This window comes from Bacillus sp. UNC41MFS5 (assembly GCF_000686805.1).
This window is the reverse complement of the sequence record NZ_KK366021.1, coordinates 1-16898: the sequence shown is the minus strand read 5'-3', so window position 1 is coordinate 16898 and position 16898 is coordinate 1. Positions and strand designations below refer to the sequence as shown.

Genomic DNA, 16898 nt, shown 5'->3' with positions numbered 1-16898 from the left:
TCGATGTTCAAATGTACATTTGGAAGATTAAATGAAAAAGGTTTAGAACTGAGGTGCCCAAGTGAGTAAAAAATGGTGGAAAGAAAGTGTCGCCTATCAAGTCTACCCTCGAAGTTTCATGGATAGCAATGGGGATGGAATAGGGGATTTAAAAGGCGTTACTGCTAAATTAGACTACCTAAAAGAGTTAGGAATAGATGTTATTTGGCTTTCGCCCATGTACAAATCACCGAATGACGACAATGGCTATGATATTTCCGATTACCAAGATATTATGGATGAATTCGGGACGATGGCCGATTTTGACGAGTTGCTTGACGGCGTTCATCAACGTGGGATGAAATTAATCCTTGACTTGGTCATCAATCATACGAGCGACGAACATCCATGGTTTATCGAGTCGCGTTCCTCAAAAGACAACCCTAAACGTGATTGGTATATTTGGAGTGATGGCAATGATGGAAAAGCACCGAACAATTGGGAGTCGATTTTCAGTGGGCCGGCTTGGAGATATGATAAAGAAACAGAACAGTATTTCATGCACATCTTCTCCGCACGTCAGCCTGATTTGAATTGGGAAAACCCAGAGGTAAGAGATGCTTTATACGATATGGTGAACTGGTGGCTGGAAAAAGGGATCGACGGCTTCCGTGTAGATGCCATCTCGCATATTAAAAAAGAACCAGGATTCCCTGACATGCCCAACCCTGACAACTTAGATTACGTGCCTTGTTTTCCTAAAATGATGAATGTGGATGGAATTGATGAGTTCCTCACAGAATTTTCGCAAAAAACCATAAAAAACTATGACATCATGACCGTTGGGGAAGCAAATGGTGTCGGACTAAATGAAGCAGATCAATGGGTAGGCGAGGAAAACGGCTATTTTAATATGATATTTCAATTCGAATTTTTAGATCTGTGGGATAAGGATGTAGAAGGTTCGATTGACGTTCGTAAGTTGAAAAAGGTTTTGACCAAATGGCAGACAGGTTTGGAAGGCAGAGGCTGGAATGCCCTATTTATTGAAAACCATGATCAGCCGCGACGGGTTTCTAGCTGGGGAAATGACAAGGCATATTGGAAAGAGAGTGCCAAAATGCTTGGAGCCCTTTATTTTCTAATGAAGGGTACCCCGTTTATTTACCAAGGCCAGGAAATTGGGATGACGAATGTCCAATTCCCTTCCATTGATGATTACAACGATGTTGGCATGACCAACTACTATCATGTTGAAACGGCAAAAGGACGTTCCCATGACGAAATTATGAAGGTTATTTGGGAAAAGGGACGGGATAATGCTCGCACACCGATGCAATGGGATACAACCAATAAAGGTGGATTTACTGCAGCACAGCATTCTTGGCTTGGGGTCAATCCGAATTACACAGAGATTAATGTCGAGGCACAAGTAAATGATCCAAACTCGATCCTATCTTTTTATAAAAAATTGATTCGTTTAAGAAAAGAGAATCCAGTGTTTGTTTACGGTACCTACGATTTATTAGCAGCGAATCATCCGAAGTTGTTTGTGTACACGCGCAGATTAGGAAATCTGAAAGCGATTGTTATTAACAATTTTAGTGAAAAATTGACCAGATTTCGTATCCCGGGAAGTTTATCTTTTTCTACTTCTGAACTTGTCCTTCATAATTATGACGGTGTGGATAAGAAGTTACGGAAAAAATTCACTCTTAAACCCTATGAAACAAGAATATATTTATTGAAGTAATGGATCAGGGGAAAAAGGCTGCATGCCTGCTCTGAATGAAAATCGAAGAGCGTATATAAATTAGATTGGAGCAGGGCCGTTATCCGGTCTCTGCTTTTCTTTAATTTAGCAAAAGGAAAAAGAACGACTTTTTTTGTAAAATAAGGAACGAATAAGTACCTATACTTTTTTACATTATATTAATGGCGTCTATATGTGAATAACATAGTGACTTAACATTTTTCTCATACAATTTTCTATGTAGCACACATGTAAAAGGGAGATGAGGAAAAATGAAAAAAACAATGTTATTGGGGACGGGCCTTGCTTTTACTTTATTATTTAGTCCGTTTCAGCATGCTTTTGCTGCAGAAACAACTGGGGAGTTACGTCAGGTGGAAACAGTTGCCCACCGCGGAGCATCGGGGTATGCGCCTGAAAACACCATTGCTGCTTTTGATAAAGGGGTAGACATGAAAGCAGATTATATTGAAATTGATGTTCAAAGAAGCAAGGATGGGAAACTGGTCATCATTCATGATACAAAGGTTGATAGAACAACAGATGGTACCGGGTATGTTAAAGATTTATCATTTGACCAGATTAGGAGCCTTGATGCAGGCAGCTGGAAAGGGGAACAATTTAAAGGGGAAAAAATTCCTACATTTGATGAAATTCTTGACCGATATCATGGGAAGGTTGGTATTTTAATAGAATTGAAGGCACCTGAGCTTTATCCAGGAATTGAAGAAATGGTAGCAAAAGAATTAAAAGAACGAAACTTGGATAAACCGCAAAATGAAAAAATCATTATTCAATCATTTAATTTTGAATCCATGAAAAAAACAAATAGTCTGTTGCCTAAAGTACCGATTGGTGTCCTTACATCGAATAGAGCGGACACATCTGAACAATCATTAAAAGAATTTGCTACATACGCTGATTACTTTAATCCAAGCTACGGAATTGTAACAGAAGAATTAGTCAAGCAAGTACACGCAAACGGTATGAAAATTCAATCATGGACTGTGCGCAGCCATGAAGCGGCAGAATTTCTCTTAAATATGAATGTAGATGGAATTATAACTGATTATCCTGATTTTGTAGATCCAAGGAAATAAGAAAGTAATGCCAAAAGAGGGTCAAAAAGTGGGAACTTTTTGACTCTGTTTTTGGGGCTTAACCCGATTTTGCTCCGAAGATTTGTCTATGATAAGTGTTTTAAAGGGCAAAACCTCCCATCACCCCCCATGTCGGAAACAATAATTACCTTCATAATTTTTTACTTCAAATACGTAAATTGCCTTTTGAAAATTGTTATTAACAATAATAGTAAAAAAGCAACTATGATTAAACTTCCTTGGAGCCTATCATTTTCTGCTTCTGAACTAGTCCTTGCCAATTATGAAGGTACGAATAAAAAATTACGAAAAGAATTCACACTAAAACCATATGAGACAAGGGTGTATCTATTGAAATAAATATAAAAGAAAGTCTTTTGAATGATATTTTTTCTAATAGTAAACAATAGGGAGTAAAGATAACTACAAATCACAGTTATCTTTACTCTTTTTTTGTAATTTATTTAGTAAACGTAACTAAAATACATTGTAAATATTACTGAGATATTGAAATAATTTAAAAATTCATTGAATGAAAGCGTATTATCTGTTATATTATCAATATAAAGTTTAGTTAATTTAACTAAATTAAGAATGATGGTGAAAAAATGGCAACTATAAAAGATGTAGCCGAACATGCTAATGTTTCAACTGCAACGGTGTCAAGGATATTAAATAATGATCCAACCCTCTCTGTATCTGAGGATACTAGAAAAAAGGTTATTGAAATAGTTAATGAGTTAAACTATAAACCTTTGAGAAGAAAGAACGGAAAAGCAGATAAAAAAACAGAATCAAATAATATTGGACTGATTATGTTAAATGATGAAACTGTTGATCCATATTTTCAGTCAATCCGACTTGGAGTAGAAAGTATTTGTAATCAATATTCCCTTAATATCGTCTCTACCATGACGGTTGGAAAAAGTACCATTACATCCGAGAGTTTGAGTGGTCTAGATGGAATCATTGTCATTGGTGATGTTGATATTGAGGATTTAAAAGAAATTTACTATGAAAATGATAATATTGTCGCTGTCGATTATCTGCCTCGAGTGAATACAGTTGATGTTGTGATTTCTGATCTTGAAGGAGCAACAAACCAAGTATTGGAGTATTTAATAGATCTTGGTCATATTGATATCGCTTATTTAGGGGGAAAAGGAACTGTATTTGGAGTTAGTAGTAATAAAACCTTTGATAAAGAAGATACGCGAAGATGTGCTTTTGAAAAAATAATGAAAGAAAAAGGTCTTTTTAATCCTGCCAATGTCTTAGAGGGTGATTGGGGACCGACAAGCGGATATTCATTAACAAAGGAACTATTGGAAAGTGGACAACTTCCAAGCGCAATTGTCGTAGGAAGTGATCCAATGGCTTTAGGAGTACTTCGTGCTTTACATGAAGCGAATATCCAGGTTCCTAATGAAGTATCGGTGTTTAGCTTTGATGATATTGAGGCATCTGCATATATGAATCCACGCCTTTCTACTGTAAAAATGCATGGGGATGAAATGGGGAGAACAGCAGTTAAATTGCTCTATGACCGCTTACAGGGAAGAACAGTACCTCTCAAGGTGGTCCTTCCAACAGAGCTTATTTTTCGAGATAGTGTCAGTGCAAACAAACGATAAAAGTGTTATACAAATGGATTAGGTGAGGTTATAAATAGCTATTTGTAATCGCACCCGAGTTCATTTATAAATAAAAAATTTTTAAAATTTGGAGGGGTTTTCTATGAAAAAATCAATCTCGTTAGTTGCAACTGGTATGATAGCGCTTTCTGTTCTTGCAGGGTGTGGCAATAAGGAAGAAGCTTCAGGTGGTTCCAATGGAAAGGTGAAAATTGAGTTTTTAGAGTACAAATCTGAAGCAAAAGGTACATTTAGTGAATTAGCCAAAAAATTTGAAAAAGAAAACCCAAATATTGATATTGTTGTTACTAATCCACCGGATTCTGTAACAGTATTAAAAACGCGGGTAGCCAAACGTGATCTTCCTGATGTTATTGGGATGGGCGGGGATGTATCCTATGCAGAGATTTCAAAGGCAGGAGCTTTGAAAGATGTTTCGAAAGACAGCGCATTAAATGATATACAGCCAGCGTATATTGACATGTTAAAGGATATTTCAAAACGGGACAAAGTATATGGAATCCCATATGCTGCAAATGCCAATGCAGTAATTTATAACAAAACTATTTTCAAAGAATTAGGCATTGAAGTACCAACAACATGGGATGATTTTATCGCGGCCGCGGAAAAAGTAAAAGCTGCAGGGAAAATTCCATTTTATTTTACCTTTAAAGATGCTTGGACAGCCTTACCCGCTTACAATGTGCTAGCAGCAAACACACAGGGAGATGACTTCTTTAAAAAGTTAGATAAAGGAGATACAAAATTTGCTGAAGGGCACAGGGAAGCAGCTGAAAAGCTATTAACCTTGCTCAAATATGGCCATAAAGACCAGAATGGTAAAGCGTATAATGATGGAAACGTAGCATTTGCAAAAGGTGAGTCTGCTATGTATCTCCAAGGTATTTGGGCGATTCCAGAAATTAAAAAAGCAAATCCAAACATTGAAGTAGGCGTATTCCCTTACCCAATTGGTGACTCAAAAGTTGTATCAGGTGTAGATTTATTACTTGCTCAATCTGCGACTACAGAGCATCCGAAAGAAGCTAAAAAGTTCATTGAATTTCTTTTAAGCGATGAAAATATGAAAGAATACCTTACACAGCAAAACGCCTTTTCAGCTAAAACAGGTATCGTACAGGAAGCACCTGAGTTAGAAGGATTAAAAGCAAGCTTTGAAAAAGGTGCAGTCGTTGACTTCCCTGACCACTATGTACCAACTGCTGTAGCCCTAGATAAACAATTGCAAGTACTAACACAGAAAAAAGATGCCAAGCAATACTTGAAAACCCTAGATACTGAATGGGAAAAAGTAGCTAACCGTAAATAATAATTTAATCATGGAGAAATTGGGAGAATCCTAATTTCTCCATCTTTATAAATAAAGGAGTGAAAGAAGTGAGTAAAGAAGAACTCGCCTTAAAAAATGGGAGTATTCCTACTACTAGTATAAAAGTAAAGAAGAAAACTATGAAACTCAAAAACGTACCTTTTTATTTAATGACAGTGCCTGCGCTTCTTCTTTTCGCTATTTTTCATACCTATCCAGCGCTTCAAGGCATTTATTATTCATTTACAAACTGGGACGGCTTAAGTTTCACTTACGACTTTGTCGGAATAAAAAATTACTTAAACCTTTTTAAAGACCTAAATATTCTAAACTCTTATTTATTTACGTTTAAATTTGCAATTATTTCGACCATTCTCGTAAATGTTTTAAGTCTCTTGATCGCGATAGGATTAAACGCAAAAATTAAAGGGAAGAACTTTTTTCGAGCAACATACTTCTTACCTAATGTACTCGGAGTATTAATTGTAGGGTTTATTTTCAATTTTATTTTTTCAAATGTCATCCCAAACTTAGGTGATAAGTTAGATATTGGATTCCTTTCTTTCAATATATTAGGTAGCGACAAGTTTGCCTGGTTAGGAATCGTTATTGTGGCTGTATGGCAGGCATGTGCATTCAATGTGATTTTATATTTATCAGGTTTGCAAACCGTTCCATCTGAACTATATGAAGCATCGAGCCTTGATGGAGCCAATAAATGGCAGGAATTCTGGAAAATTACCTTCCCGATGATTGCGCCATTCTTTACTATCAATATGGTACTTTCAATGAAAAACTTCCTTATGGTCTTTGACCAGATTGTTGCTTTAACAGGTGGCGGACCAGGCCGTGCGACGGAATCGATTTCGCTATTAATTTATAAAGGCGGATTTCAGGGGGGAGAGTTCGCCTACCAATCAGCCAACTCCGTTATCTACTTTATTGTGATTGTTGTCATCTCTGTAATTCAAATTAAGGTACTTCAAAAAAGGGAGATGGATATGTAATGTTGAGACAAAAAACGAACTGGCCTGTTACCATTTTAATCGCATTAGGGTCGTTATTCATACTTTTCCCATTGTATATTGCCGTTTCCATTGCATTAAAAACACCGGACGAGATGGCGCAATCGGTACTTTCTCTTCCAACAGGGCTGCATTTTGAGAATTTTGCCAAGGCCATCGAAGCGACCAACTTTTTTGCCGCCTTCAAAAATAGTGCCTTGATTACGGTTGTTACGGTGGTTTTTACAATCTTAACAAATTCAATGGTCGCTTATGCAATCGCGAGAAATATGGATAAGAAATTTTTTAAAGGACTTTACTACTATTTTGTCAGTGCTATGTTTATCCCATTTCCGATTATTATGCTTCCGCTGGTAAAGCAGACGGCCGCTTTTGGCATGGATAACCAAGGTGGACTAATCTTTTTATATATAGTCTATGGAGCTGCATTAAATATCTTTATTTACGCTGGTTACATCCGCTCAATTCCAAAGGAACTAGAGGAAGCGGCTATCGTAGACGGATGCGGTACATGGGGAGTTTTTTGGAAAGTGATTTTCCCGTTGTTAACTCCGATTAATGCAACGGTTGGAATTCTAACATGTTTATGGGCTTGGAACGACTTTATGCTTCCTTTGATCATCTTGAATGATCCGGCTGATGCAACACTTCCATTAGTTCAATATATCTTTCAGTCTGAGTTTGGCACTGACTTTAACTTAGCGTTCGCATCATACTTATTAGCCCTTTCACCAATGGTGATTGTGTATATCTTTGCACAAAAATGGATAATTGGCGGGGTTGTAAAGGGTGCAATTAAATAGAACACCTTAGGAGTTGTATTTTTTATGGGAATTCAATTTGATTTTACAAATAAAACCTTTCATTTGCAGGCAAAAGATACTAGTTATGTAATGGAGATTGTTCGTGACGGATACTTGCTTCATCTATACTGGGGTAAAAAAATAAACAAATATCGTCATTCAAATCCATTGCAGCTTTTAGACCGTGGTTTCTCTGGAAATCCGTATAAAGAAGACAGAACCTTTTCATTAGATACTCTTCCTCAGGAATATCCGCAGTATGGGAATACCGATTATCGGAAACCAGCTTATCAAGTGCAGTTAGACAACGGTTCAACTGTATCGGACTTAAGGTATGCGTCCCATACGATTTTTAAAGGAAAGGCTCCGTTGGATGGGCTTCCTGCGACATATGTTGAAGACGAGGATGAGGCAGAAACGCTTGAAATTACAATGGAAGATAGCTTCATCGGCTTAAAAGTAATCTTAAGCTATACCGTTTTCGAGCAACTTAATGCCATTACGCGTTCGGTACGATTTATTAATGATGGAGTAGAGTCATTAAAGCTGTTAAGTGCGCATAGTCTAAGTGTTGATTTTAGGGATGCCGACTTTGAGTTTTTGCATCTGCATGGTGCGCATGTAAAGGAAAGGCATATTGAGCGGCAGCAGTTGCGTCATGGCATCCAGTCCGTTGAAAGTACAAGAGGGGCAAGCAGCCATCAGCATAATCCGTTTATAGCTCTATTAAGGAAAGGTACAACGGAAGATACTGGCGAAGTATATGCTTTTAACTTTGTGTACAGCGGTAATTTCCTTGCACAGGCGGAAGTGGACCAATTTAATAATACAAGAGTCACAATGGGAATAAATCCTTTTGATTTTAGCTGGAAGCTTGCACCAGGTGAAGATTTTCAAACACCGGAAGCTGTTATGGTGTATTCATCAGAAGGTCTCGGAAGTATGTCAAGAACGTTTCATGAGTTGTACGGTTCCCGCCTTGTAAGAGGTGTTTTCCGGGATAAAGAAAGACCTGTTTTAGTAAACAACTGGGAAGCAACTTATTTTGATTTTACTGCTGAAAAGATTATGGACATTGCCGAAGTTGGCCGTGAATTAGGGATTGAATTATTTGTCTTAGATGACGGATGGTTTGGCAAGAGAAACAATGATACTACTTCGTTAGGTGATTGGTTCGTGGATCGCCAAAAGTTGCCTGAAGGTTTGGATAATCTCGCTCTTCGGGTCAAAGAAATGGGAATGGATTTTGGGCTTTGGTTTGAACCGGAGATGATTTCTGTTGATAGCGATTTATACCGTGAACATCCAGATTGGTGCTTGCATGTACCTGGACGCAATCGTTCGGAGAGCCGTAATCAGCTAATATTGGATTTTTCAAGGGAAGATGTTTGCTTTGAAATGATTAAAAGAATTAGTAATATTTTAGCAAGTGTACCAATTTCCTATGTGAAATGGGATATGAACCGCCATATGACCGAAATCGGTTCGGCTGCTCTTCCTCCTGAAAGACAAAGAGAGACAGCGCACCGTTATATGCTGGGATTATATAAGGTGATGGAATCTATCACTTCTTCCTTCCCGCATGTTCTATTTGAAAGCTGCTCGGGCGGAGGAGGCAGATTTGATCCGGGAATGCTCTATTACATGCCACAAACATGGACAAGTGACAATACAGATGCAGTCTCACGGCTAAAGATTCAATACGGCACGAGTCTTGTTTACCCGATCGTTACAATGGGTGCACATGTATCGGCGGTACCAAACCATCAGGTTCATCGAAGTCCTTCTTTAGAAATGCGCGGAGATGTTGCAATGTCTGGAAATTTAGGCTATGAGCTTGATTTAACCAAACTAACTGAAGATGAAAAGGAAATCGTCAAAAAGCAAATTTCCCACTATAAGGAAATTCGCCAATTAATTCAGTTTGGTGATTTTTATCGATTGCAAAGTCCTTTTGATGGAAATGAAACGGCATGGCTTTTCACGACTAAGGACAAGACAGAAGCAATCGTATACTATTTCCGGGTTTTGGCTGAGCCAGCTGCACCAACAACAGTATTAAGACTGAAGGGGATCGATATTACGAAACAATATCAAGTTGTCGGTAGTGATAAGGTATTTGGTGGGGATGAACTTTCTTATGTTGGACTCTCTATCCCGGTAGAAATAAAGGGAGATCTCCAAAGCTTTGTTTGGCATTTAAAGGAGTTATAGAATAATAGAAGACTAGTAAAAGATAACGATGAAAAGCAATTTAATTTAATCGCTTCATCGTTTTTCTTTTTGCTGATAAAAAAGTGAGGGATATTCATGGTACAGGACCATCAACAACGTTTGGCAAAAGCACAGGCTACTATTCAGGAGGCAAGTAAAAACGTAAAAAATACTCCATTTCGCCTTGGCTATCATATTATGGCTCCAGCAAACTGGATTAATGACCCTAATGGAGTAATTCAGTGGAACGGGGAGTACCATGTGTTCTTCCAGCATCATCCATACAGCGCAAAAGGCGGTCCGATTCACTGGGGACATGTGAAAAGTAAGGACTTGGTGTATTGGGAGCATCTCCCGATAGCATTGGCCCCAGGTGAAGAGTATGACAAAAGTGGATGTTTTTCCGGCAGTGCAGTTGACAATGATGGAAAATTAACATTGATTTACACTGGCCACGTTACCTTGAACGAGGAAACCGAAGAATTTATCGAATATCAGTGCATTGCGGAAAGTATCGATGGTGTCCATTTTAAAAAACATTCAAGCAACCCTGTGATTGCGGAACCTCCTAGCAAAGGATCGCCCCATTTTCGTGATCCAAAGGTCTGGAAGCAAGAGGATAAATGGTATATGGTAATCGGAAGTCAAAAGGATAACCTCGGAAGAGTCGTTTTATATGAATCTAACGATTTAATTTCTTGGGAATATCAAGGTGTCTTAGCAGAGAGTACAGGCAAACTTGGTTATATGTTTGAATGTCCTGATTTCATTGAATTGGACGGAAAACATATTCTTCTTTTTTCACCACAGGGAGTTGAACCTGAGGGAGATCAATACCAGAACTTATACCAAAATGGTTGTTTAATTGGGGAGTTTGATTATAATTCTAAGAAATTCTCTCACGGTGAATTTTTGGAATTGGATAAAGGGTTCGATTTTTATGCAGGTCAATCTTTTCTAGATGACAAAGGAAGAAGAATTGTGATTGGTTGGATGGATATGTGGGAATCACATATGCCAGAGCAAGAGCACGGTTGGGCAGGAGCATTGACCATCCCTCGTGAATTGAAATTCAATGAAAATGGCATCCTTTCAATGGTCCCAATTGAAGAGTTGCAAAAGTTACGGAATGAATACATTATTGTACCGGAGACAACCATATCAGAAAGAACCGTTTTGCAGCAAATCCAGGGTGAATGCCTGGAATTAATTGCCGAGTTTTCATTAAAGGGATGTTCTGCTAAAAAGTTTGGTATCGACGTTCGCTGTTCACGTGATGGACAAGAAAAAACTTCTGTAATCTATGATGTAAAAGATGGTAAAATTTATGTTGACCGAAACTCCTCGGGCAAGGGAGTAGGGGGAATTAGAACAAGTGTGGTGCATGGAAATAATGATTCTATTAAACTCCAATTATTTATTGACAGGTCATCATTGGAGTTGTTTGTAAATAATGGAGAAACAGTAATGACATCACGTATTTATCCTGACCCGTTAAGTACTTCTGTAGAATTATTTAGTGAGGGAGGAGCAGTCAACTTGATAAAATTAGAATCATGGACGTTAAAGGATATATGGCGATAAGGAGACAAAAAAATGCAAGAACTCGTACCAATTTTCGGCTATGCTGCAGCTATTTTAACAACCCTTTCATTTCTGCCACAGGCAATAAAAACTATTAAAGAGAAAAATACCGAAGGAATATCCTTAGTCATGTACAGTTTGTTCACAAGTGGAGTTTTTCTGTGGCTGGTGTATGGGCTATTTGTGAAAGATATTCCAATCATTGTTGCAAACTCTATTACGTTAATTTTAGCTGTAACGATACTAGCGTTAAAAATTAAATATAGTGCAATTGCAAAGTAAAAAGAGTAGTGGTATCCGCGTGGATGGGGATACCACTTTTTTTGATAAATATTTATTTATTTGCCCCATTTCATCGACACTTTTAATGTGCAGCAGCTTTCAGGATTGTTTGGGTGCGGTGAAGCGTAGAGTTCGAATTGGACGCCAGATGGTGTAAATTGGGTTTCAACAGGTACTTTTAATCCAACGGAATGAATTAATTGGTCAACTTCCGCTTTTTTCCCTTGCTGGGCTGCACTCATCATTTTCCGAGCGAAGCCAACATCTCCTAAGCGATCTAACAAAATACTCCCTTGGTCCATTAATAGTCGAAATGACTTGACGGAGCCCTCAAATATTTTTACATCTACGGGCGGATAACTCCTTGGATACGGTTGAAACACGATTTGAGGCGGGTATGCAGGCAATGGAGGATAGACAGGATATTGGTACGGATAGTAATACATGGTAACTCTCCTTCCATAATTAAAACGCAAGCCAGAATAAGATATGATATTTTTCGGATTATGGTTCCTTTAAGGAACATAATAAAAAAACGCATGGATTAGCACATCCACGCGCATTTGAAACTTAACGGATTGTAATATCCCCGCTGGACACATCCAGGTTTATTTTGTATTTACCAGAGCCATGAATGCCTTCGATGCTTCTTTTCTTGATATTTTTTGATGTCAATGGCAGTTCACAAACGATATCCCCACTGGCAACGTCTCCGTCTAAGGTAAAATCCGCATTGTTAGGAAGGTCTAGCTTTACATCTCCAGAACTTACTTCAATATCAATTGAATCTGTCAGTTGTTCTACTTGAAAATCAAGTTCCCCTGAGGAAACATTTGCTTGAATGGCACCAGTATATTCCTTCACATCCAGGCTGCCAGAACTTACATCAAACGAGCCAGTTTTTGTTTGTAGTGATTTAATATCAACATTTCCTGACGCTACATTTTGTTCGAAGTTGTTGATAATCATGTTTTTTAGGTCCATGTTGCCTGAACCAATATCAACTGATAATTCGTCTAGTTTTATCGGGTTATTTTTGGACTGTCCTGAAAAATTTACATTCCCCGAGCCTAAACTGATACGCATGTCACGGTGATAATCTTCTGGAATATAGATTTGTAATTTCTTCTTTTTTGAGAAAGGAGACCAGTCGAACCAACCCAATCCCTTATGTTTGACTGAAACCTCGATGGTGTCGCCGTGCTCTCTAACGGTTAGCCTATCTTTGCCGTTGTAGATGGCTTTCACATCTTTCCGATCCTCTGGAATAATTGTGGTACTTACACTGGAAATATCCACTTCAATAACATCAATATCCTTGGTCATTGCCGACTGTGTGGTTTTATTATCTGTTTTACTAAACCAATCAAACGTAGAAACATGATTATAGAGAATATACAATCCGGTGATCACCAATAACAGAAAGATAATTCTTTTCACTTTTCCCATCCCCTTTTTCTTACATCTTCTAGTTAAGGATAAGAAATCCTCTCGCTATCCTCAATGAACCAGAGATTTATTTTTGTCTAAGACTTGAGGTGTATTGGGTTTGAGTTTTTTGGGGATAAAAAAAGTGACCCAAGATTGAGTCACATTAATGCAAGTCCTTTACTTTATTCAAATATATTCGATTCTTTTTTTGCTTGGATTGAGATAGGAATTCCTCAAACGCACCAGACCCAAATAAAACACCTACAAGTATGAAGATAAAACCAAATATTTGCGATGCAGTAATCTGCTCGTCGAGAAAAATAACGGCACCAATCAAGGCAAAGAACGGGTTGAAATTGATAAAAATAGCGGATTCAGCTACACCTACTTTACCGATGGCATTATTGTAAATCATATGACCAAGCGCCGTGGCAATAATGGCGGAAGCAAAAAATATCATCCAAACGCTGACAGAACCATGAGAAATTTCTTTCAGCCCATTTGGTTCTGTAAAACGGCTAATGATAAATAATATGACAGAACCAATGACCAGCATATAACCTGTCATCAAGCGCGGATCCAATGTATCGGAACATTTTTTAATTAAACTAAAACTAAATGCTTGGGCGAATATTGCCAAGAACACATAAATATCTCCACTGGAGACTGTACTTACTCCATCATTTCCAAATATCACAATAAACGTAACACCCATAAAACCCATTATGATTCCCAACAATCGAATCAGCGTGATCCTAGTGCCTAATAAGAAAAAGGCAACAATCGTCGTGAGCAAGGGACCAAGTCCTAAAATAAGACCACCGTTTGTTGCAGAAGTTTTTAATAACCCAAGTGACAGAAAGAAATGGTGGCATACCACGTTAAAAAAGCATGCGATAAAAATATAGCGAAACTCTTTTTTTGAGGGCAGCCTGACTTTCTTTAATAAACCAAGGATGATAAATACACAGATACCCGCTGTGAATACCCTTAGTGCTGTAATGGTCTCCGGCATGAAGGCCGTAACAATAATCTTCGTCGCAATGACATTCAGCCCCCATGAAGCCATTACAAATACTAATAGCATGTATATCTGATATTTTTGCGCTTTTGCCAACTGTTTCACTTCTTTCTCATTTCAATTACAATGTAAATAGATTGCAATTATTATACATCTTTAGTAGATGTTTGACATGTATATTTTTTCGTATTTCGAAAGATTTTAAGATTACTTGATTCAGGAAGAAGAGAAATTGTGGTATTCTTTATAATTATATAGTTACGGTTCTAGAGGAAGGACTTACTGCTTGGAAGGCAAATGTAAGTTGCTTCATAGACAAATAGGGAGATTCTCAACATGTTGCAAAAGATTAATAAACAACTAGAAAGAAGTATGCCATTAATTACTCCGGTTGGTGTATTGACTGGAGTAATATTCAGTATCTATCTAAAGGACTTTTCTTACTTAATTCCATGGCTTTTTGCATTTATGACCTTTGCAGGAAGTTTAAGTTCCAATTTCCATTCGTTAAAGGAGGTAATTGTTCATCCATTTCCCATTTTTATTGCGATGTTAATCCTCCATTTTCTTATGCCGATATGGGCTTGGAGTGTGGGTCATGTCGTTTTTTCTGGTGATATATATACGATTACAGGCCTTATTTTAGGAATGGTCATCCCGACAGGGGTCACAAGCTTCATTTGGGTGGCTATTTACAAGGGGAATATTCCTCTGGTATTATCGATTATTTTAATCGATACCTTGCTTTCACCCATTATTGTTCCTTATTCGCTATCGTTATTTATGGGTGAAACAATTGAGATGGACTATATCAGTATTATGAAGGGACTATTGGGAATGGTCGTTATCCCCTCGCTGATAGGTATGTATTTAAACCAAGTGACCAAGGGGAAAATTAAAGACCAATTGGGAACGCGTCTTGCACCCTTTTCGAAAATATGCCTCGGTTTGGTGGTCATGCTTAATGGGGCAGTTGTGGCACCATACTTAAAAAATATTAATCTAAAATTAGTTAGCATTACGTTGACCGTCTTTTTGATAGCATTGACTGGATACTTGTTTTCGTTTTTAATAGGGAAATTTTTTAAAGGTGGACGGGACAACGTTATATCGCTGACTTTCACTGGCGGAATGAGAAATATCAGTGCAGGTGCAGTAATCGCTGTTTCCTACTTTCCAGCCGCAGTAGCGGTGCCAGTGGTTGTTGGCATGCTATTTCAGCAGATTCTTGCTTCCTTAAATGGGTACTTTCTCAATAGGTATTATAATAGAAAAGTTGAAAATCAGGATTCAGTTGCTTTATAAGAGCAAATACACCAAAACATCCTCACGACCGAAATGGCGAGAGGATGTTTTTTTTAATGATAAGTATAAGTTTTTGAACTTAGATTACTGTCTAGCTCCAGCGCTTTTCTTACTCCATATGAGCTTCAAGATCGATATGTTTAAACTTACTTACTTGAAACAGTCCCTTATCTGTAAGTTTTAATTCTGGTATGACCGGGAGTGCTAAAAATGATAAGGTTAAAAAAGGGTTAAAGAGGTCATTTGCTCCTAGTTTTTGAAGTGCCAGATTGATCTCTTTAAGACCAGAATAAACCTCTTGATATGGTCGATCGGACATTAATCCTGCAATGGACAGTTCCAATGAAGCAATGACTTCTCCTTGGTTGACAACGACCAGACCACCTTGCATTTCTTTGATCGCTTTTGTGGCAATGACCATATCATCATCTGTCGTTCCTGCAATAATAAGATTATGGGAATCATGGGCAATGGTTGTTGCAATGGCACCGGATTTTAGCCCCAATCCTTTGACAATACCTAAACCGATTTGATTTTTTAGGTGATGGCGTTCAATTACGGCTAGCTTTAATTGGTCATTGGTTATAGAAGTTTGAAAGAACCCGCCATCATTCTTTTCGACCTTTTCAATCAAATGACGGGTTACTAGACTATTGGGAATAATTTCAATGATATTTGCTTTGTTCGTTTTTAAAGGAATATGGAAATGCTTTTCTGTTAGATCATGGTAACGAACTGAATTTCTCAATCGTTCTGTTTCAACGAATGTTTGGTTGTTTAAATCCATAGTTAGCTGACCATTGTCGACAACAGCCCTCCCATTTTTAAAAACGGTTCTAATATTAATTTTATTCATGTCATCAAACAGGAAGAAATCAGCTTTGTATCCGGGGGCAATCGCTCCCTTATTTTCGAGTCCAAAGCATTCGGCTGCATTGATGGTTGCCATTTGAATGGCGGTAATAGTTGAAAGACCTGAGGCAATAGCAAGTCTCACGTTGTGATCGATGCTTCCGTCATGAACAAGATCGTCTAAATGTTTATCATCGGTGACAAATAAGCACCTTCTGGCATTGCGTTCATTGACAATCGGAATCAATTGTTGCAAGTCTTTTGCCACTGTCCCTTCGCGTATCATTAAATACATTCCTCTTTGGAGACGTTCTTTTGCTTCCACGGCTGTTGTACTTTCATGATCGGTTCGAATCCCAGCTGACATATAAACATTAATATCATTGGCTGATAGGCCTGCCGCATGGCCGTCAATTTTTTTACCAGATTGTTTAGCTTGTAAGATTTTTTCAAGCATGTCCTGTTCTGCCTTTAAGACTGCCGGGAAATTCATAACTTCAGCTAGTCCTAGTACCCGCGGCTCGAGATAAAACGGTTTAAGGTCATCGGCATTGAGAGTAGCACCGGAATTTTCAAATTCTGTTG

At 38.1% G+C, this 16898-nt stretch carries 14 protein-coding genes; 10 read left to right on the top strand and 4 right to left on the bottom strand.

The genetic code is table 11. From position 1 onward, the window contains the following. The first annotated feature begins 61 nt into the window (after positions 1–61). From BR30_RS0130885 to BR30_RS0130840, 9 genes are all read left to right on the top strand, one after another. On the top strand, positions 62–1732 hold the full coding sequence (locus BR30_RS0130885) for an alpha-glucosidase (RefSeq protein WP_026568412.1): 1671 nt from the start codon (positions 62–64) through the stop codon (positions 1730–1732). 272 nt (positions 1733–2004) lie between these two features. After that, complete coding sequence (locus BR30_RS0130880) at positions 2005–2832, top strand: glycerophosphodiester phosphodiesterase (protein ID WP_026568411.1); 828 nt, start codon at positions 2005–2007, stop codon at positions 2830–2832. A gap of 608 nt (positions 2833–3440) precedes the next feature. After that, positions 3441–4466 carry a LacI family DNA-binding transcriptional regulator gene (locus BR30_RS0130870; RefSeq protein ID WP_026568409.1) on the top strand — a complete coding sequence of 342 codons (1026 nt, stop codon included), beginning with the start codon at positions 3441–3443 and terminating at the stop codon, positions 4464–4466. A gap of 103 nt (positions 4467–4569) precedes the next feature. After that, positions 4570–5796, top strand: a complete 1227-nt coding sequence (locus BR30_RS0130865; protein ID WP_026568408.1) for an ABC transporter substrate-binding protein — start codon at positions 4570–4572, stop codon at positions 5794–5796. Positions 5797–5936: 140 nt separating this feature from the next. Next, positions 5937–6803 (top strand): carbohydrate ABC transporter permease, encoded by an 867-nt coding sequence (locus BR30_RS0130860; protein WP_026568407.1) that lies wholly within the window; start codon positions 5937–5939, stop codon positions 6801–6803. Beyond that, on the top strand, positions 6803–7624 hold the full coding sequence (locus BR30_RS0130855) for a carbohydrate ABC transporter permease (RefSeq protein WP_197032446.1): 822 nt from the start codon (positions 6803–6805) through the stop codon (positions 7622–7624). The genes BR30_RS0130860 and BR30_RS0130855 overlap by 1 nt, the downstream gene beginning before the upstream one ends. A 24-nt stretch (positions 7625–7648) precedes the next feature. Then, positions 7649–9838, top strand: coding sequence for an alpha-galactosidase (locus tag BR30_RS0130850; RefSeq protein WP_026568405.1), 2190 nt, complete (start codon positions 7649–7651; stop codon positions 9836–9838). Positions 9839–9934: 96 nt separating this feature from the next. Then, complete coding sequence (locus tag BR30_RS0130845; protein WP_026568404.1) at positions 9935–11422, top strand: glycoside hydrolase family 32 protein; 1488 nt, start codon at positions 9935–9937, stop codon at positions 11420–11422. A gap of 12 nt (positions 11423–11434) precedes the next feature. Beyond that, on the top strand, positions 11435–11704 hold the full coding sequence (locus tag BR30_RS0130840) for a SemiSWEET transporter (protein ID WP_026568403.1): 270 nt from the start codon (positions 11435–11437) through the stop codon (positions 11702–11704). 56 nt (positions 11705–11760) lie between these two features. On the opposite strand, the gene BR30_RS34970 is transcribed toward BR30_RS0130840, so the two are convergent. The 3 genes from BR30_RS34970 to BR30_RS0130825 all read right to left on the bottom strand — a co-directional run bounded on the left by BR30_RS34970 (position 11761) and on the right by BR30_RS0130825 (position 14222). Further along, positions 11761–12150 (bottom strand): YuzC family spore coat inner layer protein, encoded by a 390-nt coding sequence (locus BR30_RS34970; RefSeq protein ID WP_051633864.1) that lies wholly within the window; start codon positions 12148–12150, stop codon positions 11761–11763. A gap of 124 nt (positions 12151–12274) precedes the next feature. After that, on the bottom strand, positions 12275–13153 hold the full coding sequence (gene liaG, locus BR30_RS0130830; protein WP_442853013.1) for a LiaG family protein: 879 nt from the start codon (positions 13151–13153) through the stop codon (positions 12275–12277). A 145-nt stretch (positions 13154–13298) separates the two neighbouring features. Then, positions 13299–14222, bottom strand: a complete 924-nt coding sequence (locus BR30_RS0130825; protein WP_051633874.1) for a DMT family transporter — start codon at positions 14220–14222, stop codon at positions 13299–13301. A gap of 270 nt (positions 14223–14492) precedes the next feature. Between BR30_RS0130825 and BR30_RS0130820 the strand changes: the two genes are divergently transcribed. Further along, positions 14493–15461, top strand: coding sequence for a bile acid:sodium symporter family protein (locus tag BR30_RS0130820; RefSeq protein ID WP_026568400.1), 969 nt, complete (start codon positions 14493–14495; stop codon positions 15459–15461). Positions 15462–15570: 109 nt separating this feature from the next. Here BR30_RS0130820 and ade read toward each other — a convergent pair. Continuing rightward, on the bottom strand, positions 15571–16898 hold a 1328-nt coding region (gene ade / locus BR30_RS0130815), incomplete at its 5' end, for an adenine deaminase (RefSeq protein ID WP_026568399.1).